The following is a 23351-nucleotide window of genomic DNA, read 5'->3' as shown; positions in this document are numbered from 1 at the left end:
CACGGCGGGTACACTGGCTCGGCCAGCCTCTGTAGCTCAATGGAAGAGCGACTCCGTCCTAAGGAGCAGGTTGGGGGTTCGAGTCCCTCCAGGGGCACCACGATCCGCGATCGGGATCAGTCCATCGGAAGACCGCGCCGTCGCTCCGTCTGACGCCACGGTCTGCCGCCCGCCCAGCACTCCGAGCTGTGCTGGTCGAGGCGCCGACGGTTCGAGTCCTCGATGGTCCTGCCCGGGTGGGGACTCCTCGGCGGCAGGGAGGCACGACCGAGGAGCTCCTTCGCGGGTTCGCGGCCGTCCTCGTCCTGAGCCTCTCCGTTCAGCGGAACGCGTTCGCGAAAAGCCGACTCGCGGGATTCAGCGCGCTGCTCGCGATAGCCGGTCGCATGGCGGACGTCCGCAGGCGGTCGCTGTCGGAATTCGAGACCCCCTTCCTCGGCTGGATGTGGCGGGCCGTCCTCCGCCCGCGGTGCGTGCGCGAGCTCCTCGATCAGGCGAGGGCGGAGAGGACATCTCGGAGCGACGCCCACCGCCCGACCGCTCACGGCCTTCTGAGGGCGTCTCGCGGGCCTTCGCTCAGGCGGCGCCGCCATGATCGAGGCTGGTACTCGACGGAAGGTTCTCTGTGAGCATGTTCAAGCGCGTTCTCGGCATGGCGTCGAAGGCGCTCGATTCGAAGAGTGGCTCGGGCTCGTCCTCGAGCGGGACGACCGATTGGCGCGACCTCGTGCGCTCCGCTGCCGACAAGGTGACGGGCGACTCGCGGAGCGGGCAGGCCCAGCCGCCTCAGCAGTACGGCTCACCGCAGCGCCCCTCCGCGCGCCCTCAGGACGCCCGGCCCGGGCAGCAGCCGGTCGTCACCAAGGAGGACCGCGCAGCGATCGCGCGCTACGACTACCTCCTGCGGACCGCCGACCCGGAGCAGCTCGAGCAGGTGCACCGCGACGCGTTCACGAAGCTGTCGCCGGCTCAGCGAGCCCAGGTCGAGGCGCGGCTCCGCGACGAGCTGCCCGCGAACGAGCAGCCGCGGTCCTCCGCCCCCGAGGACCTGGCGCGCGCGGCGACGCGCGGCGAGGCGAACGATCCGGGGTTCCTCAAGAAGATGTTCTCGAAGCCGGGGACCCGCGGTGCCCTCGCGGGTGCCGGCGTCGGAGCGGCGGCGGGCATCGGGCTCGGCGCGGCGGGCGGACTGCTCGCGGCGGTCGCGGGCGGTGCCGTGATCAGCAGCGTCGCCGGTCCGCTGCTCGCGCAGGCGTCCGGCCTCGGCGTGGACTTCGAGAACCTCGCCGGCGGGTTCGGCGATCTGGGCGACTTCGGTGACATCACGGGCGGCGCGGGAGAGTTCGTCTCCGGTGCGGGTGAGCACGTGTCCGGGCTGGGGGAGCAGGTGTCGGAGTTCGGCTCCGACTTCCAGCTGCCGGGGCTCGGCGACCTCGGGAACCTCTTCGACCGCTAGGCGGTCCCGGCCGGAGCGCTCCGGCGGCGGAGGAACGGCGACGCGATCGCGAGCGCCGCTCCGACGACGAGCAGGACGGCGCCCACGATCGCGACGGCGGTCGTCGACCAGTCGGGGAGGTCGACGACCGTCGTGCCGTTGAGGAGCTTCCATTCACAGGCTGCGCCGAGCGGCCACCACGACCAGAAGCCGCGGACGAGCTCTCCCGCTTCGGGCGGGACACCGCCGAGGCTGACGCTGCAGACGTAGTCGAAGCCCTGACGGTCGATGTTCGCGTACTGCAGAGGCACGAGTGCGAGCGCGGCCAGGCCGGCGACGGCGAGGACGAGGCCGGCGATCAGGGCGAGACGTGCGGCCGTGAGGCGCTTCTTCACCGGTGTCGAGGCGGGGGCGGGCGGCGTCTCGGTCATCATCCGATGGTGTCATGAGCGCGGAAGGGCCGGGCGGGGGTGCGCAACTACGGCTGAGACGCGTGCATCGGTCTGATTCAGCGCTTCGCGAGAAAGTCAGCATCCGGTGCGCAAGAGTCGCCGGTGTGCTGGCGCGATCGGATGCCGTCACCAGCGTCCGCCGACCGCCCGCAGCGCGACGGCCAGCATCCCGGCCAGCGCCACCAGGACGGTCGCGATGACGAAGATCCCGGACGAGTAGCCCTCGACCATCAGCGGCAGCACTGCTCCGAGGACGGTCCCGACCTGCGTCACGGCCGTGTATGCGCTGGCGCCCGCGCCGACTCCGCCCCTGCTCGTTCGACCGAGCAGGACCAGGCCGGTGCTCTGAAAGCCGACGCCCACTACGGCGTAGAGCGCCTGGGCCAGCAGCAGCACCGGATAGGTGGTCGCGAGGAGCAGGAGCGAGAACGATCCGACCCCGAAGAGGGCGATCACGACGAGGGTGACGGCGCTGCCGCGGGCCGCGCTGAGCCGACCGAGCAGAGGCAGCGCGGCCAACTCCAGTAGAGCCGATATCAGGAACAAAGGAGGCACCTCGGCAGGGCGGAGCCCGGACGAGACAGCGAACAGCGGCAGATAGATCCCCCGAAGGGTGTCGGCCGACTTGAGAAGCGCCACGAGGACAAGCGCAGTGAAGAACGCTCCGCTTCTCGCTCGAGGCGTTCCGACTTCTCCGCCATCGTGCTCGCGCGGGAACGCGCGTCCAGCGAATGGTCTGCAGGTCGCACCGATCATCGTGATGCCGCCGAACACGGAGGCGATCAAGAGAGGATCGAGCCCGAGCGCGGACACGGCCGAGTAGATGACGAGGCCGAGGATGTATCCGCCGACCGTCATCAGCCGAAGACGCGTGACCGCGGCGACCTGTTCGTCGTCACTCAGCTGCGCGGCGACGCGGCCGAAGATCTGCGGGACGATCGTGCTGACGAGGAGCAGGAGAACGCCGCTCAGCATGACGAGCACGAATGTACCTGCGGTCGCGCGGAGTGCAAGGAGGGCGACCGGGACGGCTGCGCAGGTCAGGACCAATGCGCTGCGCGGGTACCCGTGATGGCGAACTGTAGGGACGAGCAGGGTGTTGTAGACGATGGCGGCGGCCGCGTTGACGAGAAAGAACACGGCGATCTCGCCCTTTGAGTGACCGGCCGAGTCGAGGGAGACGGGAACGGCTACGCTGGTGAGGCCTCCGATGGTCGCGTTGCTCAGCAGGGTCAGGGCGACGGATTGTGGGACGCGAGCGCCAGACAGTGGTTCCTCCTTAGTCGCTGACCGGTCTAGTTGGCGCGGGCGGACGAAGGTGGATCCTCGATGTCGCCCGGGTCGTTGCGATCCGAAACTGATGCGCGCCACTGAATATCTCTCACCTAAAAGCCGTCCGACCCTATCCCCGCTGATTGAAATGCCGCGGCGAGACCGCGCCCCAGCAACAGGTCCTTCCCGCACCTCCGGGCCGTGGCCAGAAGATGCTCACCCCACACTGCAGCCAGGGGCGCCATCGCATCGCTCAGGTACACCATGTCGAATTCGCGTTCGGCGAAACCGCATCGGATCCCGATCGCGTTGAGATTGACCGGTCGCCGTGCAGTCGACCAGCCGCTCGGATGTTCGGACGCAATGGGAAAACCCGGCCCGAGCGCGACGACGGACCGTGAATGAGCTACTTCAGACATCAGTCCGACGAAAAGCATCGATGTGTCGTTCGGATGCTGACGAAGGATCTGCAGGTCAGCTCGGCTGTTCGTTGAATCTCGAGCCCACCTCGCGACGCGCTCCCACTCGGGCTGCTCCAATTGCGCCAGGGGCCTGTTGCAGATGAAGAACTCGATTTCCATATCGACACATCGATCGGCCCACTGTTCCAGGTTAGCTCGATTGCTTCTTGCTTGTTCGGCTGTATTTTCGGAGATGCTCGGCAGTTCTACGCCCCACGCGTCCTCTATCCAGTGAAGAGAAAGGCCCATCCGGCATAGCCTGTAGCCGAACTCCACATCTTCGACTCCATAAGTTGAGAAGCGCTCGTCGAAACCGCCCGCGGAGAAGAAATCCGATCGCGCCACTGCAATGTTCCGTCCCCAGTAGAAACGCCAGGGGACCGCCAGCGGAACCCGCCGGACATCGACATCCAACCACTTGTCCGATCTGTAATCAGCGTAGCCGGGCCGCGTAGCCATCTCCATGCGTCTTGTGCGCCAGTCCGGGCCGCTGACAAGAGAACGGAATGCATGGGCATCTTCGCCAGAGAAGTCCCAGCCGTAGGTCGGCCCTGCTGTACTGCGTTTACCGACTTCCACGTTCGCCGCATGGGACTGAATCAGGTTCTCGCCCGCGAGAGTGCCGCAATCGAGGAAGATCAGTGTTCTGCCCCGAGATGCTCGCGCGCCAAGATTCCTTACCGCGCTCAGGCGGAACCCGTCGTCTCGTTGGCGAGTGTATGAGATGTCAATCGCGTGTTCGAAGGCCTTGACGACCGCAACGGTATCGCTCGAAGAGCCGTCGTCTGCGACGATGACCTCATAGGTGAACGACGCCTCTTGTTGCGCTAATGTCGTCAGAGTTCTTCTCAACTCGTCAGGGCGGTCATAGGTCGGAACGACGACTGAAACCTCCGGAGAAACACCGTCTGCTTTCTGCGGGAAGATCAACGGTCCTGACATGCCTTCATCCTTTCTCGCGTACCTGGAGGCATCGCAGAGCCGGCCCTCATTGTACGTTGCGGACTGCACTCCGCGATGTCGCGGTAAAGGAGTGATCGCTTCACGTCAGTTCGCTTGTGACTTCGCAATTCGATGTGCGAGACCGTAGCAGGCTGTGCCCTTCGGCGACCAGAGTGTGGCGCGCGTGGCACCCCTCGGGTCGTGAACACCGTGCGCACGCGCAGACGTGGCGCCAAGGCTCGCCCGCTGTCCAGCTCTCACAGAGCCAGGCGCGGCGAGTGTCATTTCGTGCCAGTCGTCGGCGTGGATGGCTGTAAGACATATGTTCATCATCACATCGAACCGACGAAGACCCACACGAAGAGGTGCGGAGTGATTTATCTCGATTCTGCGGCCACGTCTTTTCCCAAAGAGCATCATGTAGTGGACGCCATGAAATCCTATGCTGAACGTGGAACAAGCCCAGGCAGGTCGGGGCACCGGCTATCCGCTTGGGCTGAGGGCCAAGTCTGGGCAGCTCGTGAGTCGCTAGCAGATCTGGTCAAATGCATCGATCCGGAGCGGGTGACCTTCTCGCTGAATGCAACGATGTCTCTCAATGCGGTTGTGCACCACCTGGGCTCGATCGGGGGCCGCGTCCTGACGTCCGCTTTCGAACACAATTCAGTGGTTCGGCCACTTCATACAGCGGCGCAGGAGGGTTCGGTCAGGCATGAGATCATTCCGCCCTCGACCAGCGGACCGTTCGATCTCGATCGACTGCAGGAGCAACTGCTTGCCGGCGGAGTCGCCGGGGTCATTGTCACCTGGGCCTCCAACGTCTCCGGTTCAGTGCTTCCGATCCGTGAAATCTCTGAAATCTGCAGAGAGGCCGGTGTTTTCATCGCCGTGGATGGGGCGCAGGCGCTTGGGTACCTTGATGTCGACGCGGGTCTTGCGGACGTGCTGGTGTTCGCTGGGCACAAGGGTTTGGGGGGACCTTTGGGTGTTGGTGGCGCTGTTGTCGGAGAAGGTGTCCGGTTGTCGCCTTTCGTCACCGGCGGATCGGGTGGACGTTCTGAAAGTCGGGATCATCCCTGCTGGCTGCCCTGGTCGCAAGAGGCGGGAACACAGAATGGGATCGGAATAGCCGGGTTAGGCGCGGCTCTGAGGCTGTTGGACGGGGCCGAGATCGCCAGAAGGCGGCGTCGAGCAACCGATTTGCGAGAACGATTCGTTACTGGTCTCAGTGGTGGTGGCGCGGTCACCCTCATCGAATCGCCCAGCGCCGAAGAATCTGTCGGAGTGGTGTCGTTCCGGATGAACCGTGTGACCCCGAGTGTTGCTGCTTCGCTCCTCGAAGAACGCTTCGACATTCTCGTTCGCGCCGGACTGCATTGCTCTCCTCTGGCCCACGAGACTCTCGGCACAGGCGATGGCGGGACTGTCCGGGTGAGTTTCGGGCCGAGAACTACGACAAATGAGGTCGATCTAGCACTTGCCGCAGTCCAGTCCATCTCATCGAGTTCGAGCGAAAGGAAATGATGAAGAATGTCGGTCACCTGGGACCCCGAATGCGTCTTCTGCAGGTCGAATCCGCGTCGAGTGTGGGAGGAAGACGGACTCGCGGTCTGTTCTGATCCAGCTCCCCTTCGGCAGGGTCACCTCCTCATCTACACAACCGAGCACTATCCATCGGCCGCAGACATGGATGCGCAGGCGGCAGAGCGGCTCGACGCATTGGAGGCCGACCTCGGTAAGCGCATCTGTGCAGAGTTCGGGGACTACGTTCTGTTCGAGCACGGGCGTACCGGTCACTGTCTTCGAAGTCGTCCTGGAGAGCGCCTCTGTCATCACATGCACGTCCACATGATCCCCGGCGCCCTAGACCTGCGGGGCTATGCAGGAATAGCGCAAGAGATCGAGATCTCATCATGGCGAGACGTCCTAGCCCTTGGTAGCGATGTCGATGGCTACGTTGTCATCGGCAATGCGCACGAAAAGGTCGTCGCGCCATTGACGCGCTCTCTTCCTCCGCATCACCTGCGTACGGTGATCGCGCGAGCGAACGCAACTCCAGATCTCGCCGACTGGGAACTCGCTCTCGCGGGAGAAGAGGTGGGCCTGGTCGCCGCTGCATCGCATTCGACTGTCGTCGCGCTCGTTGAGAATTTTCGGTTTGCGAGGGCGACATGAAGCGCCCCGTTGTACTGCATGTCTCGTGGGGAAGGGGGAACGGCCACGTCACGCGCCTGGTAGCCATAGGTCGGGCTTTTCACTCCGCGGGTTGGGACTGTGTTCTACTCGGTCGGCAGAATGCGGTGCACGATCGATTGGTCTCGAAGGCGGGAATCTTCACGACAGCCTATTACCGCGAAGGTGTCGCAGACATCGACCCATGGGCAGAATGGGGAGATCCTGGCGTGTTCGATAAAGCAGTCGTTGCTGACGTCGCTGTGCTCCAGCGGTTCAGGCCGGACCGGGTGATCAACGATAACCGATTGTCGATGATCGTAGCTTGCGCTTCGCTCTCCATCCCGATCGTCACGCTATGCCAAGACAATCAGCTCGTCGGCTACCGCTATCAGGGCGAGGGAGTGTCCGAGATCTGGACCGGACCGCTCATGGCGGTCAACGAGGCTCTTGGGCGGCGAGGGCTTCCCCTGGTCGATCGAGATGTTCGAGAACTGTTCGAACGCGGGCTGATCGCAATACCGAGTGCGCCGAGTCTTGACGTAATGGAGAGCCGCGTCGGTATGAGAGAAGTGGTTTTCACTGGCGTTCTCGGACCGGTCAAAGCGGGTCTGCATGGATCCGGGTTGCTGTTCTATCGGACGGTAGGAGGAATCGACTCGGAGTTCCTGCACGCTTTCGAGAACTGGGAAGGAGAAATCTATGTGGCGACCGGAGACCAGGCGTCAGCGGATTCGTATCGACATGTCCCGGACGCCATCCACGTCGCGGCTCTCTGGGATCTCGAAGAAGTGTTTCCGGAGCTGGCTGCCGTCGTGCATCACGGAGGACATGGAATCGCGACGACGTGCGTGGCATCAGGGGTGCCAGCCGTCATTCTTCCAGGTCACAATCCGGAGAGGCGTTCGAACGGGTATCGGGTGGAGTTGTCGGGGTGGGGGAAGGTGCTCGGTCCACTTTCAGCGGAGGGTACTCGATGGGGCCCGGCCGTCGATGTGACCGGAGACCGTCCTCCGTGGAGCGATGTCCGTGGTGCAGTCGACGCTCTCCGGGCCCCCGACGTCGACGCGGGCGGGTCCGTCGCGTCAGCATCAGAGCTCGTCCGGCTGCTGACATGACGAGGGAGAAGCTCGTCCGAGACGGTGTACCGGCACTGCTCCGGGGTCTCGGTGTCGACGCGCGCTTCAGATCCGTCGATGCCAGCGAGCGGCGGGCCTGGCTCCTGGCGAAGCTGAAGGAGGGATGCGACGAGGTCCTGGCTGCCCCGTCCGTCGAAGAGCTGGCGGACGTCGCGGAAGTCCTGCATGCGCTCGCGTCGGAGCTCGGAGTGGCCTGGAGCGAGGTCGAAGCGGTGCGCGAGAGGAAAGGAGCGGACCGCGGAGTGTTTGACGCCGGAGTCGTGATGCGACTCTCCGAGTAGCACTCTGCTCGCGCGGCGGCGTCGTACCCTCGACTGCATGGGGTTCGTCTTCTCGCTGGTGATCATCGTCCTGACCGTGCTCGCGCTGGTCGACGTCGTACGGCAGCCGGACAACGTCATCAAGAACCTGCCCAAGATCGTGTGGATCCTGCTGATCTTCTTCCTCCCGCTCATCGGCGTCTCGCTGTGGTTCCTGCTCGGGCACGACTGGAAGCGTGGTGACGGCGGATCCTTCGTGCCGGGCGGCCGAGTGCCCCGCCGCCGGAAGCAGGCGCCGCCGCCGATGGTGGTGCGGCCCGCTCCGAAGAGCACCGAGGAGCAGCTCGCCGACCTCGAGCGCGAGGAGGCGCACTACGCGCGGCTCGCCGAGGAGCAGCGTCGCCGCCGCGAGGGTGAGCGGCCGCTCGACGCGTGAGCGGCCGCTCCGGAGGCCGCTACTTCGAGAAGTTCGACGCCGCCCACTGGATCGAGGCGATCTTCGCCTGACCCGCGACGCTCGGGTGGAAGTAGTCGGTGGTCCCGATCAGGCCCTTGGTGACGGGGGTCGCGGTGAGCGCTCCTCCGTCCCAGTCGCAGAGCTGACCGGCGGCGCTGCACGCCGTCTGCAGCGCGGTGTTGTACTGCGTCGTCCGCGTCTTCGCGGCAGCGGCGGAGGCGGCCGCGGCGGTGCTGCTGAGCCTGCGGCCGGTGGAGCTGACGCCGCGCGTGGTCCGGCAGAGGTCGCCGCCCGCCCAGACGAGCGCGCCGACTCCGGTCTTCACGACCGACCACTCGGAGGCCACGTTCGGCATCGACGAGAGGACGATGCGGGCGGAGGGCCACGTGGTGCGGATCTTCGTGATCGCGGCGGAGGCTCCGGTGCGGAACGTGCTCGCCGGGGTCATCGTGTAGCCGTCGGAGGCGACGCGGTTGTCGGGAGAGCAGAGGTCGTTGCCGCCGATGAGCAGGGTGACGACGTCCGGCCGCACGCCGGCGGCGACCGCGGCGTCGATCCGCGAGGGGACCTGCGCGACGACGTCGCCGGTGGTGGCGAAGTTCGCGGTCGTGACGGTGGTGCCGGGGAGCGCGGTCCGCAGGCGCGAGGCGAAGGAGTTCACCGAGGAGCTGGTGCCGGTGGACCAGTTGTTGCGGGGGCAGTCCGCGAAGGAGCCGCAGGTCCCGTAGGCCTGGGTGATGGAGTCGCCGAGGCTCAGCACCGAGAGGGGGGCGGGAGTGGCGGCGGCGGCCTGCGCCGGGAGCAGCGCGGCGGCGAGGGCGAGCGCGGCTCCGACGGCGAGGGCGCGGACGCGGCGGCTCGGGGTCGGCGGGCGGGAGAGGGAGAGGCTCATGGGGGACCGTTCTCGAGGGGGAGGACGGTGGGGGAACCGTCGGTGCTGACGCTAGGGGAGCGGCGCCCCGGATGACCCCGAACGGGTGACCCCAGAACGGGCCGGATGTGCGCGACGGCAGCGGATCCGGTCGTCCGGCGGGCGGAACCGTCTGGAAGGCGAGCGTCCTCTCAGCCGCCTGCCACCGGCACGATCCGCAGCCGGCTCATCGCCCAGACCAGCGCCCCCGACGCGAGGAACGCGACCGCGATCACGACGACGAACACCGACACCTGCCCGTACCCGGTCGCGGGATCCAGGAACGGATAGGGCACCCAGCCGTCCGTCGCTCCGCGGATCAGCACCACGACGAGCCAGACGATCGGGTAGACCACGACCAGCCAGAGCCTGCGCCACGGCAGCGGAGGGCGATCCGCGAGCAGCAGCCAGTCGAGCAGTCCGTAGACGGGGAACAGCACGTGCATGACGGTGTTGGCCCACGGCAGCGCCACTCCGCCCGCCACATCGGTGAGGAGGGTGTTGTAGACGAGGCCGACGACGATGATGTACCCGGTGAAGGCACCCCGCACCAGTAGGAGCCCGCCGGGCGCGGGACGGCGGCGGAGCGCGAGCACGGCGGTGGCTCCGAGCACGACGGCCAGCACGATGTTGCTCTGGATGGTGAAGAAGCCGAAGAAGTTGAACGGGTTCAGCGGCGTCCGAGAGGCGGTGTCGACGGCCGTCGCGATCACGGCCACCAGAACGGCGGCGGCCACGAGGAGGCGGAGGAGCGCGACCGGCACGCGGGCCGACTCCGCCCGGGAGGAGGGAGCGGGCGGCGTCATCGCTCGAGCGTAGCGCCGGAGCGCCTACCCTGTCCCCGTGCTCACGATCGGTGTCGACCTCGCTGCGGAGCCGGTGCGCACCGCTCTCGCCGCCCTCGAGTTCTCCGGCGGCCGGGCCGTCGTCCGCTCGCTCGTACTCGACGCCGAGGACGCGACGATCGTCGAGGCGTCACGGGACGCGGCGGTCATCGGGATCGACTGCGCGTTCGGCTGGCCGGTGGAGTTCGCGGCGTTCGTCTCCGCGCACACGCGACGGGAGGTCTCGCCGCGGACGCTCGCGGGACGCGACTGGCGCCGCCGCCTCGCGTACCGCGAGACGGACCGGGTGGCGCGCGAGGTCACCGGCCGCTGGCCGCTCAGCGTCTCGACCGACCGGCTCGGGATGACCGCGATGCGCTGCGCGGAGCTGCTCGACGCCTTCGCCGCGAGCGGGGAGGACGTCGACCGCTCCGGGCGCGGACGGCTCGTCGAGGCGTACCCGGCGGCGGCGCTGCGGCTCTGGGGAGTGGACACCACGGGGTACAAGACGCGACCGGAGGCCGTGGCGCTCGCCGCGGAGTCGCTGCGACGGGCCGCACCCTGGCTCGATGTGCCGGCGCCCGCGCTCGCGCTGATGAGCCGCTCCGACGACGCGTTCGACGCCGTCGTCGCCGCTCTGAACGCCCGCGCCCACGCCCTGGGCGCGACCATGCCGGTGCCTCCCGAACTGCAGGAGGCGGCGGAGGCCGAGGGGTGGATCGCGGTCCCGACCGGATCGCTCGCGGAGCTCGCGGGCTGATCCGGCCGTCTCGACGGGTGTGCGCTCAGGCCGGGATCTTCGCCCCCAGCAGGCCGGCGGCGACCTCGGCGGCCCGCTCGGCCTCCTCGACGGTCGAGAAGGGTCCGGTGGGGACGAGGGAGGGCGCGGTGGTCAGTCGGGCGTCGATCTCGAGTCGGAACCGGGGCAGCTCCGCCCCGGGAACGACGACGATCCTGACTCCGTTCCGGCTCCATCGCGCGGGTTGGATAGAAGAAATCTGTGTCATGGTGCTCTCCGCTTTCGCGATCATCCGCACGGGTGGCTGACGCCTCGACCGTGCACGCTTCACGCTACGTCCGGTGCCCGTCTCTCCGAACGGGCTTGACCTCTCAGGCTCGTCGGGCGTAGCGCGTCACTGCAGTCGGTCGAGGGTGTCGCTGATCCGCCGCAGGCACTCGATGAGGACCGACACCTGCGCGGTGTCCAGGTCGGCGAGCACCTCGCCCTCGGCGGCGACGAGATTGCGCATCGCCTCGTCGACCCGCTTCGTGCCCCGCGGGGTGAGCGAGACGATCTTGCTGCGCGAGTCGGCGGCGTTCTGCTCGCGGACCACGAGCCCGCGAGCCCCGAGGCGGTCGACGCGGCTGGCCAGGTTGCCGCTGGACAGCGCGAGGTGCGTGGCCAGGGCCGAGGGCGTCATCCCGCCCTCCCCGCGCTGCCGCAGCAGCGAGAGGAGCTCGAACTCCCACGGGGCGAGATCGCTGACGGCGAAGGACTGCCGCCGCACCTCCTGCACGCGCGGGCTGAGCCGGCGGAGGCGGGAGACGACGTCCAGAGGCGCGAAATCGAGGTCGGGCAGGGCCCCGGCCCACGCGTCGATCACCAGATCGACATCGTCGTCTTCGCGCATGCCCCGATTATCCCCGGACGGCGCGGGCGCCGACGACGGGTGGTCCGGGGAGGCCGGCGGGCCTAGCCTGTGCGGACGGCGGGCGGACCGGTCAGGCGCGGGCGGCCCGGACGTAGGCGACGATCGCGTTGGCGTGGCCGTGGCCCAGGCCGTGCTCGGTCTTCAGCCAGGTGACGACCTGCATGTGCGGCTCGGAGCGCAGACGCTCGTCGGCGAGGTCCAGCCAGTCCTGGACGGGACGGTCGTAGGTCTTCTCGATGCTCGGGAAGTACGAGGCCGGTCCCTTCGGCTTCGCACCGTCGGCGGGCGGTTCGGGAGCGAGCACGCGGTCGGTCATGCGGTCACGATAGCGAGCCGCGGTCAGGTCGTGTAGGCCGAGGGGTCGAACCGGCCGAGCTCCTCGCGGAAGGCGAAGGCGAAGTCGGGCCAGAGCAGGGTGAGTCGCCGGTTGTCGTCCAGGTACCAGCTCTCGCAGCCGCCGTTGGTCCAGACGGTGTCGGCGCTGAGGGCGTCGAGGCGGGCGACGGAGGCGGCCTCGGCCTCGGCGGTGACCTCGAGCCGGTCGGCGCCGGAGACCGCGAGGTGGTCGAGCGCGGCGAGCACGTAGGCGATCTGCGTCTCGATCATATGCACCGCGGAGTTGTGGCCGAGGCTCGCGTTGGGGCCGTTGACGACGAAGAGGCTCGGGAAGCCGTGGACCGCGGTCGACTCGTACGCGACCATGCCGTCGGCCCAGCGGTCGGCGAGGAGGACGCCGCCGCGGCCGCGGATGCGCCGGGCGAAGGGCGGCCGCGTGGAGTGGAAGCCGGTCGCGAAGACGAGCACGTCGACCCCGTGCGGGACGCCGTCGTCGCCGAGCGCGGCCCCCTCCTCGAGGCGCCGGAGCGGACCGGGGACGACGCGGACGTGCGGCTGCGCGAGAGCGGGGTAGTAGTCGTCCGAGAGGAGCACGCGCTTGCAGCCGATCTCGTAGTCCGGAGTCAGCACGGCGCGGAGCGCGGGATCGATGATCTGCGCCTCGAGGTGGCCGAGCGCCTCCACCCGCAGCCGGTCAATGGCCTCGGGCACGGCAACGCGGCCGGCGAAGCCGAGCTCGGCGCGCCAGAACAGCTCCTCGCGGAGCCTCGCGAGGGCTCCGGGCGCGCGGGAGAGGGTTCGGCGCTCCTCCGGCGGGTACGGGCGGTTCCGGCGGGGGACGACGTACGGGGCCGAGCGCTGGAAGAGCACCACCTCGGCGGCGCGCTCGGCGAGGTGCGGCACGATCTGCACGGCGGAGGCTCCCGAGCCGACGATGCCGACGCGCTTCCCGTCGAGGTCGACGTCGTCCCGCCAGCGTGCGGAGTGGAAGGCGGGACCCGCGAACGAATCCAGGCCCGGGACGGCCGGGAGGCGGGGCTCGGAGAGGCGCCCCGCGCAGACGAGGAGGACCGCGGCGGAGTAGTCGCCCCGGGAGGTGCGCACCCGCCAGCGGTGCGCCTCCTCGTCGAAGACCGCCTCGAGCACCTCGGTCCCCAGCCGGAGCCGGGGCGCCAGGCCCTCCTTCTCGACGACGCGCTCGAGGTAGGACTGGATCTCGGCCCCGGGGGCGTAGAACGCCGACCAGTCGGCCTCGGGGGCGAAGGAGTAGGAGTAGAGGTGCGAGGGGATGTCGCAGGAGACTCCGGGGTAGACGTTGTCCCGCCAGGTCCCGCCGATCCGCTCGGCGCGCTCCAGCACGACGAACGAGGTCCCGCCGCGGCGCTCCAGGCGGACCGCGGCTCCGAGCCCGGCGAACCCGGCGCCGATCACGACGACGTCGACGTCCATCAGACCGTCGTCCTCGCCAGGACGCTGCCCGCCGGGTCGCGGTGCGGATCGGCGAGGAAGTGCTCGAGGACGGCGAGGAGCTCGGCGGGCCGCTCGGCGAGCACCGCGTGACCGGAGTCGAGGACGGCGTAGCGGGCGTCGTCGATCGCGCCGAGCAGGGCCTCGGCGCCCTCGACGCCGGCGACGGCGTCGGCGGAGCAGCCGACCACGAGGGCGGGAACCCGGCAGTCCGAGGCGGCCGCAGCGACGTCGGCCCGGGCGGAGGCGGCGAGCATCCGCGCGGCGTCGGCGCCCCACGGGGAGGAGGCGGTGGCCGAGCGGACGGCGAGGAGCCGAGCGGCCTCCTCCTGCGCGTCGGGCGGCAGCATCGGCCAGAGGCGCGCCGTGCGGAGGAGGCGCTCCGTCGGGCGCAGCCATCCGGCCACGAGGGCGAGGGCGCGCACCCGCCGATCGCCCGCGGCGAGGGCCACGGCGGCTCCGAGCGAGTGGCCGATCAGGACGGCCTCCTCGGCGCCGAGCGCGTCCAGGGAGGCGCGGACCGCGGCGGGTCCGTCGAGCCAGGGGTCGCCGAGATCGGCGAGCTCGAGCGCGGCGACGCGGTGTCGCCGCGCCAGCATCGGCAGCAGCAGCCCGGTGTCGCTCCGCGCGCCCCGGCCGACGCCGGTCAGCAGCAGGACCGCGCGCGGGCTCTCGGCGCCCGCGGTCAGCAGCCGCACGGCGGCGCTGTCCGACTCGATCCGCTCCTCCCGGACCAGATCGGCCTGACGCCGCAGGTACTCGGAGCGGGTCATGACGCCCGGCGGGTCCCGCGGACCGGGAGGCGCATCCGCTGCGGACCCGCCGCTGCGACGGCCTCCGCCCGCAGCGCCCTCTCCGGCGCGACCACGCCGTACGTCGTGGTGCGCTGGCGCCAGCCGCGGCCGATCTCGCCGCTCAGCCGGGCGACGGTCGCGATGTCGAGCGAGCGGTAGGCCTCCGCTCCGGCCTCGGGCCGCAGGGCGCCGTCGAGCAGCAGGCCGCCGAGGTCGTCCGCCCCGCCGCGGAGGAGGACCTGCGCCGCGTGCAGTCCGAGCTTGGTCCAGGCGGTCTGCACGTGGGCGATCCGGCCGTGAAGGACGAGCCGTGCGACGGCGTGCACGGCGCGGGTCTCGCGGAGGGTCGGCCCGCCCCGGCTCGCGCGCACCACGGCGGGAGGCGCCTCCGCCGGGACGAAGGGCATCGCGATGAACTCGGTGAAGCCGCTCGTCTCGTCCTGGATCGCCGCGAGCGTGCGCAGGTGCGCGAGCTGCTGCTCGGGGGTCTCGACGTGTCCGTAGACCATGGTCGAGGTGGAGCGGAGGCCGCTGCGGTGCGCGGCCGTGATCGCCTCGCGCCACTCGGCCACGGTCGGGTCCGTCCCCTCGCTCAGGACGGCGCGGACGTCGTCGTCGAGGATGCGGGCGGCGGTCCCCGGGACGGAGTCCGCGCCGGCCTCGCGCAGAGCGTCGAGCATCGCGGGCAGGGTTCGGCCCGTGCGCCGGGCGACCTCGAGGATCTCGCCGGGCCGGTAGGCGTGCAGGTGCAGCGAGGGCTGCCGCTGCTTCAGCGTGCGGACGATCAGCAGCAGATCGTCGCCCGGGTGCTCCGGTCCGATCGCGCCCTGGAGGCAGAGCTCGGTGGCGCCGAGCGCGACCGCCTCGTCGGCGAGCTCCTCCAGCCGCTCGACGGTCAGATCGCCGACTCCCCAGAGCGAGGTGTCGATGTTGCGGTTCACGACGACCGAGACCTCGTCGCCGGCGGCGTCGTGCCGAAGGTCGTCCGCCAGAGCGGAGAGGGCGTCGAGGTCGTCGCCGTCGGCTGCGAGCAGGGCGAGGTAGTCGGCGTCCTCGAGACCGGCGGGGTCCGTCTCCGCCCGGGCGAGCACGGCGCCGAGGGCGGGCGCGACCGGTCGGGGCAGGGGGTCGAGCGAGTCGCGGTAGGGCCGGGGGAGGACCGCCGCCGCCTCGTCGGCGAGCCAGGTCCCGCGGTCGGCGAGTGCCTCGACGTAGGGAGCGACGCGCGGATCGATCCAGGTGGCCGAGTCGCGGAGGTACTGCGGGTGGGCGGTCAGCCGCTCGTGCAGCCGGTAGCCGGCCGCCGCGGTGAGCCGCGCGAGGTCGTCGATGTTCGGCCAGGGGCGCTCCGGATTCACGTGATCCGCCGTGAGCGGGCTGACACCGCCCCAGTCGTCGACCCCGGCGCGCAGCAGCAGCCCGAGCTCCTGCTCGTCGGTGAGGTTCGGCGGCGCTTGGATCGTCGCCTCGGCGCCCAGCACGAGGCGCGCGACCGCGACGTTGGCCACGTACTCCTGCAGCTCGAGGTCGACCTCGTTCTGCATGGCCGTCCGCGGCTTCGCGCGGAAGTTCTGGACGATGCACTCCTGCACATGGCCCCACCGCTCGTGGGACTCGCGGATCGCGAAGAGGGCGTCCGCCCGCTCCGCCGCGTTCTCGCCGATGCCCAGCAGCACGCCGGTGGTGAAGGGGATGCGGCTGCGTCCCGCGTCCTCGAGCACGCGCAGGCGCAACGCCGGGTCCTTGTCCGGGGAGCCGTAGTGCACGCCGCCCTTCTCGGACCAGAGGCGCTCGGCGGTCGTCTCGAGCATCATGCCCATCGAGGGCGCGACCGGGCGGAGCCGCTGCAGCTCGGCCCACGACATCACGCCGGGGTTCAGGTGCGTGACCATGCCCGTCTCGCTCATGACCAGGACGGCCATCGCGCGCACGTACTCGAGCGTCGAGGCATAGCCGTGCTCGGCCAGCCAGGCGCGGGCGACCGGCCACCGGTCCTCCGGGCGGTCGCCGAGCGTGAACAGGGCCTCCTTGCAGCCGAGCGCGGCACCGGCGCGGGCGACCTCGAGGATCTCCTCCGGCTCCATGAAGGTCGACTCGCGCTTGGCCGCGAGCCCGCCCGGTGTCTCCACGAAGACGCAGTAGTGGCACCGGTCGCGGCAGAGCTTGGTCAGCGGGACGAAGACCTTCCGCGAGTAGGTGACGACGCCGGGCCGTCCGCGGCGGGCGAGTCCGTCGTCGCGCAGGCGGCCGGCGGCCTCCAGCAGCAGGTCGAGGTCGTCGCCGCGCGCGCCGAGGAGCTCCTCGGCGGTCACGCGCGTCAACGCCTCGCCGCGGTCGAGCCGGGCGAGCAGGGTGGCCGTGGTCATGCGGGAGCGGCCCTTCCGAAGGGGGTCGTGGCGGAGGCGGGAGGTCAGAGCGCGCGCAGCCGCGGCGCGAGGTCGCGCTCGAAGGCGTCGAAGAAGCGCTGCTGGTCGTCGCCCGGGGCGTGGAAGACCAGGTGGGTGAAGCCCGCGTCGACGTAGGGCTTGATCTGCGCGACCGTCTCCTCGGGGTCGGAGCCGACGATCCAGCGCTTCGCGACCTGCTCGATCGGCAGCTCGTCGGCGGCGCGCTCCATGTCGACCGGATCGGTCAGCGAGTGCTTCTGCTCGGGCGACAGCGAGAGCGGCGCCCAGAAGCGCGTGTTCTCGAGCGCGAGCGCCGGATCGGGATCGTAGGAGAGCTTGATCTCGATCATGCGGTCGATGGTCGAGGAGTCGCGATCGGCCGCCGCGGCGCCCGCCTCGACGGCGGGGAGCAGCTTCTCGGTGTAGAGCTCCATGCCCTTGCCCGACGTGCAGATGAAGCCGTCGCCCGCCCGGCCGGCGTACTTGGCGACGACGGGGCCGCCCGCCGCGATGTAGACCGGCACGCCGCTCTCGGGCTTGTCGTAGATCGACGCCTCGTGCGTGGAGTAGTACTCGCCGTCGAAGGTGACGCGGTCGCCCGCCCACAGCGCGCGCATCAGCCGCACGGCCTCGCGCAGGCGGGCGAAGCGCTCCTTGAAGTCGGGCCAGGTCTGCTCGCCCGCGCCCTGATAGCCGGTGGCGACCTCGTTCAGCGCCTCGCCGGTGCCGACGCCGAGCATGATCCGCTCGGGGTAGAGCACGCCGAGCGTGCCGAACGCCTGGGCGATGACGGCGGGGTTGTAGCGGTAGTGCGGGGTCATGACGGAGGTGCCGAGGGTGATGGTGGAGGTGCGCTCACCGGCCGCGGCGAGCCAGGCGAGGGAGAACGGCGCGTGCCCGCCCGTGTGCCGCCACGGCTGGAAGTGGTCCGAGACGACCGCGGTCTCGAAGCCGTGCCGCTCGGCGCCGACCGCGAGCTCGACGAGCTCCCGGGCGCCGAACTGCTCCGCCGATGCCTTGTACCCGAGCGTGATCGTCATCTGCAGCCTTCGTGAGAGGTGGGACGGCTCCCGGAGCGGGAGCGGCCCCTCCATTCTGCGCCTGCCGCGGCGCCCGGCGGGACGGGTGGACGCACCCGGGGGAGGCGTGCCCCGATCCCGCGCTGGGGAGGAGCGTCAGGCCGGCGGAGCGGCGATGTTCACCATCCAGCCGACGCCGTAGCGGTCGACCAGCATCCCGAAGCGGTCGCCCCAGGACGAGGCGACCAGCGGCTCGACGACCGTGCCGCCCTCGGCCAGGCCGTCCCAGTAGCCGCTCAGCTCGGCGTCGTCGTCGCCGAAGAGCGCGATCGTGATGCGGGCGCCGCTCTCGGCCGGGCTCGAGGAGGGGGAGTCGGAGCCCATCAGGATCATCCCGCTCGGCGTGACGAGCTGGGCGTGCATGATCCGGTCCTGGTCGGCCGGATCCGCGCTCATCCCGAAGTCGCCGAAGCGGCTGGAGCTGAGCTCGCCGCCGAGGACGTCCCGGTAGAACTCCATCGCCTCCTGCGCGGAGCCGTCGAAGCCGATGTAGGGGCTCAGTGAAGTGGGCACGGCACGCCTTTCCGTCGAGGTGCGCCCAGTATCTCCGCGTCCCGACGCGAGCACCAGGGGCGTCCTGCAGAAGGTCCGCCCCCGGTCCTCAGAGCTCGTCGCGGGTGGGCGGGTTCGCGCCGGAGCGGGAGGTCGTGATGCCGGCGACGTGCGCGGCGTGGCGGCCGATCGCGTGCAGGGCGGGGCCGTCGAGCAGCATCCCGTTCGCGGCGCCGAGGCCCTGGCGGAACGCCTCGTCGAGGATCGCGCCCATCGCGGAGTCGCCGGCGCCGATCGTGTCCGCCACCACGATCCGGGCGGCGGGCACGGTCACCCGCGTGACGGCCGAGGCCAGCAGAAGTCCCTCCGCGCCGCGGGTGACGACCGCGAGCTGCGACCCGAGGGAGAGCAGCCGGCTGAGGACCTCGTCGAGCTGCATCGTCGGGTAGAGCCACTCCGCGTCCTCGTCGCTGAGCTTCACGACCTCGCACGCGGCGGCGATCCGCTCGAAGCGCGCGAGCGCCTCGGCGTGCGCGCCGACCAGAGCCGGGCGGATGTTCGCGTCGACGCTCGCCGTCACTCCGGCGGGCAGAGCCTCGAGGAGCTCGAGCACGGCGGATCCGCCCGGCTCGAGGAAGATCGCGATGGAACCGGTGTGGACGTGGGAGGCGCCCTCCGGGTCCGCCGCCGGCGGGTTCCAGGAGAGGTCGAAGACGTAGCGGGCCGACCCGTCCGCGGCGAGGACCGCCCGAGCGGTGCTGGTGCGCTCCGAGTCGCCGTGCCGGACCTCCACGCCGGAGGCCTCGAGGTGGGCGCTGATGCGGCGGCCGCGCTCGTCGTCGGCGATGTCGGTGACGAGGGTCGCGGGTCGCCCGAGTCGGGCGAGCGTGAGGGCGACGTTGGCCGGGGAGCCGCCGACGTGCTCCGTGGCGCTGCCGTCGCGCTCGACGATGTCGATCAGCGCCTCGCCGATGACCAGGGTGCGGGAAGCCGGGCTGACGCGCTCGTCGGTGGAGGACATGCCGACATCATGCCGGGTGACGGGGTCGCCCCGCGACGCGCGGGGCCGACCGGCGCGAGCGGCTCGCGTCCCGCCCGCGGTCTCAGACCCGGTCGCGCAGGTCCGCCAGCACCGCGTCCACGGTCGTGATCTCGATCAGCGGCGCGTACAGGGACATGGCGTCGAGCGCGCGCTGGTGGTCGGCCTCGGAGGCGCCGGCGCAGGCGTCCGCGGCGACCCTGACGCGTACTCCGGCGTCCGCGGCCGCCAGCGCCGTCGAGAGCACGCAGCAGTCGGTCGAGACGCCGGTGAGCACGACCTCGCGGGAGTCGTCGAGCTCGGCCTCGAGCTCGGGCCCCCACTTGCCGAAGGTCGTGGCGGTGATCGTGCGGTGGCCCTCGAACCCGGCCACGAGCTCGTAGAGCCGGTCGCACTCGGGGACGAGCGCGAACGGCCACTCGCGGTAGTAGGGGATCCACGCGCCGGCGGGCCGCTCCGGGGCGACGAAGCGGGTGGTCACGACCCGCTCGCCGAACGCCGGGAGGAGCCGGCGGGTCCCCTCGGCCGCGCGCTCGAATCCGCCGGATCCCCACGGCGACTCGGCGTCGGCGAAGACGTGCTGCAGGTCGATCGCGACGAGCAGGCTCACGCCGAGGCCTCCTGGCGGCGGACGGCCCCGCGCGAGAGGGCGAGCGTTCCCGCGAAGCCGATCACGAGCGCCACGAGGACGCCGAGGTTGGCGCCGGCCCAGTCGCCGTCGCGGCCGCCGAGCGGGCCGAGGAGGTAGCCCTCCCACTCGAACCCGGGGGAGTAGTTGACCACCAGGCCCCAGCCGACGACCGCGCCGATCAGCACGAGGGCCACGGGGACCGCCGAGACGCTGCCGTAGCGGCCGCGGGAGTCGTACAGAGCCTCCTGGTCGTAGTCGCGCCGACGGAGGAGGAGGTCCGCGAGGAAGACGCCGAGCCAGGCCGCGATCGGCACGCCGAGGGTGATCAGGAAGCCCTGGAACGGGCCGAGGAAGTCGCCCGCGACGAACACGACGTAGACCGCTCCGAGGACCATCAGCACGCCGTCGATCCCGGCGGCCACCGGCCGCGAGACCTTGAGCCCCGTGCTGAGCAGCGCCAGGCCCGAGGAGTAGATGTCCATCACCGCCCCGCCGATCAGGCCGAGCAGCGCGACGACGATGAAGGGGAGCAGGAACCAGGTCGGCAGGATCCCGGCGAGCGCTCCGATCGGGTCCGCGGCGATCGCGTCCGAGAGCTCCTGCGAGGAGCCGGCCAGCAGCAGGCCGACGACCACCAGCACGACGGGCGCGACCGCTCCGCCGATCGTCGTCCACGCGATCACTCCGCTCGTGCGGGCACCGCGGGGGAGGTAGCGGGAGTAGTCGGCCGCGGCGTTCACCCAGCCCAGCCCGAAGCCGGTCATCATGAACACGAGCCCGCCGATGACCGCGGCGGCCGAGCCCGCGGGCAGGGCGCCGACGGCGGCGAGGTCGATCCGGTCGAGGACGAGCACGACGTAGACCACGGTCAGCACGGCGGTCGCGACGGTGATCGCGAGCTGGAGCCGCATGATGAGGCGGAAGCCCGCGATCCCGGCGATCACGATGAGCGCGGCGACCACGATCAGCGCGACCACCTTGGTGAGCACGCCCCCGTCCCAGCCGAACTCCTCGAACACCGTCGCCGTCGCGAGCACCGCGAGGGAGGCCAGCACCGTCTCCCAGCCCACCGTGAGCAGCCAGGAGATCACCGAGACGAGGCGGTTGCCGTCGACCCCGAAGGCCGCCCGGCTGAGCACCATCGTCGGGGCGGAGCCGCGCTTGCCGGCGACGGCGACCAGACCGCAGAAGAGGAACGAGACGACGATCCCGATCACGCTGACGAGCGTCGCCTGCCCGAAGGAGAGGCCGAAGCCGAGGAGGAAGGAGCCGTAGCTCAGCCCGAGCACGGACACGTTCGCGGCGAACCACGGCCAGAAGAGGTCGCGAGGGCGGCCGTGCCGCTCCGACTCCTGGATCGTATCGAGGCCGTTGAGCTCGATGCCGCTCGCGGGGCGGGTGCTCGGACGATCGGGGGAGGTCATCGCGTCCTCGTTCTCACGGGTGCCGGCCCTGCGCCGGAGCTGTGACGAACCTACAGCGCCTCGCGCTCGAACAGCAGCCGGAGCGATTCGAGGTCGTCCGCGACCCGCGCGCAGTCCTCGTCCCAGTCGTCGAGGCTCATCCCGGGGCGCCGCCGCACGGTGAAGGCCACCTCGGCGCCGTCCCCGTTCACGAGCACCCGGAGCGGATTGTCCACCACCGTCCCGTCGGGGAGCGTGACCTCGTGGTCCGCGACGCCGAACGGGTTCTGCGGGGCGAAGCGCACCTCGACCCGGCCCATCGGCGAGTCGGCGAACCAGCGTCCGTCGACCTCTTCGAGCGCGGCGGAGGCGAGGCCCGCGGCCCACCGCGGGAGGTTCGCCGGGTCGGAGACGAAGGCGTACACCTCCGCGGCCGGAGCCTCGATCACGACGCCCACGGGGCGCGATTCGTACAGGGTCATCCGCTCGTCCTTCCTCTGCAGCCGGTCAGTGCTCGTCGCCGAAGCTGGCGACCAGCAGCGCGGCGAGCGCCGTCCGCTCCAGCATGCCCTCGATGCCGATCGCCTCGCTGCGCGCGTGCGCACCCTCGCCCGGGGCGCCGAGCCCGTCGAGGACCGGCAGGCCCAGCGCGGCGACGAGGTTGCCGTCGCTCGCCCCGCCGACCGCGATCTCGCGGAGGGGGACGTCGATCCGCTTCGCGACCCGCTCGGCCCTGCGGTAGAGCGCGGCGACGGAGGCGGTCCGCTCGAAGACGGGCCGCTCCCAGGAGCCGCGCACCTCCAGCCGGATGCGCGGGTCGGCGGCGGCGAGCGCGTCGAGCTCGGCCTCGACGCGGGCGGCCTCGGCGGATCCGCGGATCCGCGCCTCCAGCTCCAGACGCACGCGGGCCGTCGTCACGTTGACCCGCGAGCCGCCGGAGACCACTCCGATGTTGACCGAGGTGCCCTCCTCCTCCCGCGCGATCGCCAGCACCCGCGGGATCAGCGAGCCGAGCTCGTGGATCGCGCTCGCCCCCTTCTCCGGCTCGACCCCGGCATGCGCCTCGACCCCGACCACGTCGATCACGAAGCGCCCGATGCCCTTGCGCGCCGTCTTGACCGCGTCGCCGATCGCGCCCTCGAACACCAGGACCGCGTCGGCGCCCGCGCACTGCCGCTCCAGGAACGGGCGGGAGGCGGCGCTGCCGATCTCCTCGTCCCCGCTCATCACCAGGCGGACGGCCGGATGCGGGACGCCGGCGTGGCGGAGCGCGGCCACCAGCCACACCATCTGCACCAGCCCGGCCTTCATGTCGTAGCTGCCCGGTCCGCTCAGGCGGTCGCCGTCGACGGCGAAGGGCCAGGAGCGGGTCGTGCCCAGGGGCCACACCGTGTCGTAGTGGCCGAGCAGCGCCACGAACGGACGCGTGCCGCGGTGCGGTCTCGCGCCGCCGCTCGCCGGGACGGTCCAGCTGGTCGCGGTCGGCGCGTCCTGCGCACGCTGGTGCTGCACGTCGGCGTCGTGCCCGAGCCGCTCTCCCACCCAGTGCACCAGGAAGGCGTGCAGATCGCCGAGCGCCTCGAGGGAGTCGCTGGGGCTCTCGATCATCACGAGGTGCCGGACGTCGTCGAGCATCCGCGAGCGGTTGTCGCGGAGGAAGGAGCGCACGCGGGCGGCGTCGTCGGCATCGGGGAAGGTCATCGACTCCGGAGTACCAGAGTGGGGCCGCTCGCGCGAACCGGCTGAA

Annotated in this window: 25 protein-coding genes and 1 tRNA gene; 8 read left to right on the top strand and 18 right to left on the bottom strand. The window is 70.5% G+C overall.

Features of this window, described 5'->3' with window-relative positions:
* Positions 1 to 25: 25 nt before the first annotated feature.
* Together C5C95_RS09150 and C5C95_RS09140 are read left to right on the top strand one after the other, a co-directional pair.
* A tRNA-Arg gene (locus tag C5C95_RS09150) sits at positions 26 to 100 on the top strand.
* A gap of 531 nt (positions 101 to 631) precedes the next feature.
* Entirely contained in the window at positions 632 to 1456 is an 825-nt protein-coding gene (locus C5C95_RS09140; protein ID WP_258072645.1) for a hypothetical protein, read from the top strand.
* Here the strand turns inward: C5C95_RS09140 and C5C95_RS09135 are convergent.
* The 3 genes from C5C95_RS09135 to C5C95_RS09125 all read right to left on the bottom strand — a co-directional run bounded on the left by C5C95_RS09135 (position 1453) and on the right by C5C95_RS09125 (position 4562).
* Positions 1453 to 1866, bottom strand: a complete 414-nt coding sequence (locus C5C95_RS09135) for a hypothetical protein (protein ID WP_104339898.1) — start codon at positions 1864 to 1866, stop codon at positions 1453 to 1455. The genes C5C95_RS09140 and C5C95_RS09135 overlap by 4 nt on opposite strands.
* A gap of 147 nt (positions 1867 to 2013) precedes the next feature.
* Positions 2014 to 3258, bottom strand: coding sequence for a hypothetical protein (locus tag C5C95_RS09130; protein WP_181125627.1), 1245 nt, complete (start codon positions 3256 to 3258; stop codon positions 2014 to 2016).
* Positions 3259 to 3272: 14 nt separating this feature from the next.
* A complete protein-coding gene (locus C5C95_RS09125) occupies positions 3273 to 4562 on the bottom strand; it encodes a glycosyltransferase (RefSeq protein WP_104317263.1) in 1290 nt (429 codons plus the stop codon).
* A 372-nt stretch (positions 4563 to 4934) separates the two neighbouring features.
* Here C5C95_RS09125 and C5C95_RS09120 point away from each other — a divergent pair, with 372 nt between their 5' ends.
* The 5 genes from C5C95_RS09120 (at position 4935) to C5C95_RS09100 (ending at position 8569) form a co-directional block, all read left to right on the top strand.
* The gene (locus tag C5C95_RS09120; protein WP_181125626.1) at positions 4935 to 6086 is read left to right on the top strand and encodes an aminotransferase class V-fold PLP-dependent enzyme; all 1152 of its coding nucleotides are present in this window, start codon (positions 4935 to 4937) and stop codon (positions 6084 to 6086) included.
* Positions 6087 to 6092: 6 nt separating this feature from the next.
* Positions 6093 to 6737 carry a hypothetical protein gene (locus C5C95_RS17125; protein ID WP_146076843.1) on the top strand — a complete coding sequence of 215 codons (645 nt, stop codon included), beginning with the start codon at positions 6093 to 6095 and terminating at the stop codon, positions 6735 to 6737.
* A gap of 125 nt (positions 6738 to 6862) precedes the next feature.
* Positions 6863 to 7852 carry a glycosyltransferase gene (locus C5C95_RS17120; RefSeq protein WP_146076538.1) on the top strand — a complete coding sequence of 330 codons (990 nt, stop codon included), beginning with the start codon at positions 6863 to 6865 and terminating at the stop codon, positions 7850 to 7852.
* Complete coding sequence (locus tag C5C95_RS09105; protein WP_104324276.1) at positions 7849 to 8154, top strand: nucleoside triphosphate pyrophosphohydrolase; 306 nt, start codon at positions 7849 to 7851, stop codon at positions 8152 to 8154. Before C5C95_RS17120 ends, C5C95_RS09105 begins: the two co-directional genes overlap by 4 nt.
* 37 nt (positions 8155 to 8191) lie before the next feature.
* Positions 8192 to 8569, top strand: a complete 378-nt coding sequence (locus C5C95_RS09100) for a PLD nuclease N-terminal domain-containing protein (RefSeq protein WP_104273107.1) — start codon at positions 8192 to 8194, stop codon at positions 8567 to 8569.
* Between the two features lie 19 nt (positions 8570 to 8588).
* Here the strand turns inward: C5C95_RS09100 and C5C95_RS09095 are convergent, their stop codons facing one another.
* On the bottom strand, positions 8589 to 9482 hold the full coding sequence (locus C5C95_RS09095) for a GDSL-type esterase/lipase family protein (protein ID WP_104324275.1): 894 nt from the start codon (positions 9480 to 9482) through the stop codon (positions 8589 to 8591).
* A 170-nt stretch (positions 9483 to 9652) separates the two neighbouring features.
* The gene (locus C5C95_RS09090) at positions 9653 to 10306 is read right to left on the bottom strand and encodes a Pr6Pr family membrane protein (protein WP_104246723.1); all 654 of its coding nucleotides are present in this window, start codon (positions 10304 to 10306) and stop codon (positions 9653 to 9655) included.
* Between the two features lie 37 nt (positions 10307 to 10343).
* Between C5C95_RS09090 and C5C95_RS09085 the strand changes: the two genes are divergently transcribed.
* Positions 10344 to 11084: a DUF429 domain-containing protein gene (locus tag C5C95_RS09085; RefSeq protein ID WP_104324274.1), complete on the top strand. Its 741-nt coding sequence runs from the start codon at positions 10344 to 10346 to the stop codon at positions 11082 to 11084.
* Positions 11085 to 11109: 25 nt separating this feature from the next.
* Here C5C95_RS09085 and C5C95_RS09080 read toward each other — a convergent pair whose 3' ends face one another.
* From C5C95_RS09080 to C5C95_RS09020, 13 genes are all read right to left on the bottom strand, one after another.
* Positions 11110 to 11331, bottom strand: a complete 222-nt coding sequence (locus C5C95_RS09080) for a hypothetical protein (RefSeq protein WP_146076606.1) — start codon at positions 11329 to 11331, stop codon at positions 11110 to 11112.
* A gap of 126 nt (positions 11332 to 11457) precedes the next feature.
* Positions 11458 to 11955, bottom strand: coding sequence for a MarR family winged helix-turn-helix transcriptional regulator (locus C5C95_RS09075; RefSeq protein WP_104226460.1), 498 nt, complete (start codon positions 11953 to 11955; stop codon positions 11458 to 11460).
* A gap of 91 nt (positions 11956 to 12046) precedes the next feature.
* Positions 12047 to 12292: a DUF4287 domain-containing protein gene (locus C5C95_RS09070; protein WP_104232872.1), complete on the bottom strand. Its 246-nt coding sequence runs from the start codon at positions 12290 to 12292 to the stop codon at positions 12047 to 12049.
* A 23-nt stretch (positions 12293 to 12315) separates the two neighbouring features.
* Positions 12316 to 13761 (bottom strand): NAD(P)/FAD-dependent oxidoreductase, encoded by a 1446-nt coding sequence (locus C5C95_RS09065; protein ID WP_104324273.1) that lies wholly within the window; start codon positions 13759 to 13761, stop codon positions 12316 to 12318.
* On the bottom strand, positions 13761 to 14552 hold the full coding sequence (locus C5C95_RS09060) for an alpha/beta fold hydrolase (protein WP_104324272.1): 792 nt from the start codon (positions 14550 to 14552) through the stop codon (positions 13761 to 13763). The genes C5C95_RS09065 and C5C95_RS09060 overlap by 1 nt, the downstream gene beginning before the upstream one ends.
* Positions 14549 to 16939, bottom strand: coding sequence for a 7,8-didemethyl-8-hydroxy-5-deazariboflavin synthase CofG (gene cofG / locus C5C95_RS09055; protein ID WP_104324271.1), 2391 nt, complete (start codon positions 16937 to 16939; stop codon positions 14549 to 14551). Before cofG ends, C5C95_RS09060 begins: the two co-directional genes overlap by 4 nt.
* Positions 16940 to 16983: 44 nt before the next feature.
* Positions 16984 to 18000: a glucose-6-phosphate dehydrogenase (coenzyme-F420) gene (fgd, locus tag C5C95_RS09050; RefSeq protein ID WP_181074566.1), complete on the bottom strand. Its 1017-nt coding sequence runs from the start codon at positions 17998 to 18000 to the stop codon at positions 16984 to 16986.
* Positions 18001 to 18135: 135 nt separating this feature from the next.
* A complete protein-coding gene (locus C5C95_RS09045; RefSeq protein WP_104288081.1) occupies positions 18136 to 18552 on the bottom strand; it encodes a VOC family protein in 417 nt (138 codons plus the stop codon).
* 88 nt (positions 18553 to 18640) lie between these two features.
* A complete protein-coding gene (locus C5C95_RS09040; protein ID WP_104232867.1) occupies positions 18641 to 19552 on the bottom strand; it encodes a carbohydrate kinase in 912 nt (303 codons plus the stop codon).
* 82 nt (positions 19553 to 19634) lie between these two features.
* A complete protein-coding gene (locus tag C5C95_RS09035) occupies positions 19635 to 20180 on the bottom strand; it encodes a cysteine hydrolase family protein (protein ID WP_104324270.1) in 546 nt (181 codons plus the stop codon).
* Positions 20177 to 21625: a cytosine permease gene (locus C5C95_RS09030; RefSeq protein ID WP_104249451.1), complete on the bottom strand. Its 1449-nt coding sequence runs from the start codon at positions 21623 to 21625 to the stop codon at positions 20177 to 20179. The genes C5C95_RS09035 and C5C95_RS09030 overlap by 4 nt, the downstream gene beginning before the upstream one ends.
* 50 nt (positions 21626 to 21675) lie before the next feature.
* A complete protein-coding gene (locus tag C5C95_RS09025; protein WP_104324269.1) occupies positions 21676 to 22086 on the bottom strand; it encodes an SRPBCC family protein in 411 nt (136 codons plus the stop codon).
* Positions 22087 to 22111: 25 nt separating this feature from the next.
* Positions 22112 to 23305: a M20/M25/M40 family metallo-hydrolase gene (locus C5C95_RS09020; protein WP_104324268.1), complete on the bottom strand. Its 1194-nt coding sequence runs from the start codon at positions 23303 to 23305 to the stop codon at positions 22112 to 22114.
* Between the last annotated feature and the right edge of the window lie 46 nt (positions 23306 to 23351).

Origin of the sequence: Rathayibacter sp. AY1B7 (assembly GCF_002932735.1) — a bacterium.
In the GTDB taxonomy this organism is placed as follows: Bacteria; Actinomycetota; Actinomycetes; order Actinomycetales; family Microbacteriaceae; genus Rathayibacter.
This window is presented reverse-complemented; position numbering and strand designations above follow the sequence as displayed.

Excerpts from the sequence above, each read along its gene's own strand:
- C5C95_RS09140 (WP_258072645.1), top strand. The coding sequence starts at position 632 with ATGTTCAAGCGCGTTCTCGGCATGGCGTCGAAGGCGCTCGATTCGAAG.
- C5C95_RS09135 (WP_104339898.1), bottom strand. The coding sequence starts at position 1,866 with ATGACCGAGACGCCGCCCGCCCCCGCCTCGACACCGGTGAAGAAGCGC.
- C5C95_RS09125 (WP_104317263.1), bottom strand. The coding sequence starts at position 4,562 with ATGTCAGGACCGTTGATCTTCCCGCAGAAAGCAGACGGTGTTTCTCCG.
- C5C95_RS17125 (WP_146076843.1), top strand. The coding sequence starts at position 6,093 with ATGTCGGTCACCTGGGACCCCGAATGCGTCTTCTGCAGGTCGAATCCG.
- C5C95_RS09105 (WP_104324276.1), top strand. The coding sequence starts at position 7,849 with ATGACGAGGGAGAAGCTCGTCCGAGACGGTGTACCGGCACTGCTCCGG.
- C5C95_RS09100 (WP_104273107.1), top strand. The coding sequence starts at position 8,192 with ATGGGGTTCGTCTTCTCGCTGGTGATCATCGTCCTGACCGTGCTCGCG.
- C5C95_RS09095 (WP_104324275.1), bottom strand. The coding sequence starts at position 9,482 with ATGAGCCTCTCCCTCTCCCGCCCGCCGACCCCGAGCCGCCGCGTCCGC.
- C5C95_RS09090 (WP_104246723.1), bottom strand. The coding sequence starts at position 10,306 with ATGACGCCGCCCGCTCCCTCCTCCCGGGCGGAGTCGGCCCGCGTGCCG.
- C5C95_RS09080 (WP_146076606.1), bottom strand. The coding sequence starts at position 11,331 with ATGACACAGATTTCTTCTATCCAACCCGCGCGATGGAGCCGGAACGGA.
- C5C95_RS09075 (WP_104226460.1), bottom strand. The coding sequence starts at position 11,955 with ATGCGCGAAGACGACGATGTCGATCTGGTGATCGACGCGTGGGCCGGG.
- C5C95_RS09070 (WP_104232872.1), bottom strand. The coding sequence starts at position 12,292 with ATGACCGACCGCGTGCTCGCTCCCGAACCGCCCGCCGACGGTGCGAAG.
- C5C95_RS09065 (WP_104324273.1), bottom strand. The coding sequence starts at position 13,761 with ATGGACGTCGACGTCGTCGTGATCGGCGCCGGGTTCGCCGGGCTCGGA.
- C5C95_RS09060 (WP_104324272.1), bottom strand. The coding sequence starts at position 14,552 with ATGACCCGCTCCGAGTACCTGCGGCGTCAGGCCGATCTGGTCCGGGAG.
- cofG (WP_104324271.1), bottom strand. The coding sequence starts at position 16,939 with ATGACCACGGCCACCCTGCTCGCCCGGCTCGACCGCGGCGAGGCGTTG.
- fgd (WP_181074566.1), bottom strand. The coding sequence starts at position 18,000 with ATGACGATCACGCTCGGGTACAAGGCATCGGCGGAGCAGTTCGGCGCC.
- C5C95_RS09040 (WP_104232867.1), bottom strand. The coding sequence starts at position 19,552 with ATGTCCTCCACCGACGAGCGCGTCAGCCCGGCTTCCCGCACCCTGGTC.
- C5C95_RS09030 (WP_104249451.1), bottom strand. The coding sequence starts at position 21,625 with ATGACCTCCCCCGATCGTCCGAGCACCCGCCCCGCGAGCGGCATCGAG.
- C5C95_RS09025 (WP_104324269.1), bottom strand. The coding sequence starts at position 22,086 with ATGACCCTGTACGAATCGCGCCCCGTGGGCGTCGTGATCGAGGCTCCG.
- C5C95_RS09020 (WP_104324268.1), bottom strand. The coding sequence starts at position 23,305 with ATGACCTTCCCCGATGCCGACGACGCCGCCCGCGTGCGCTCCTTCCTC.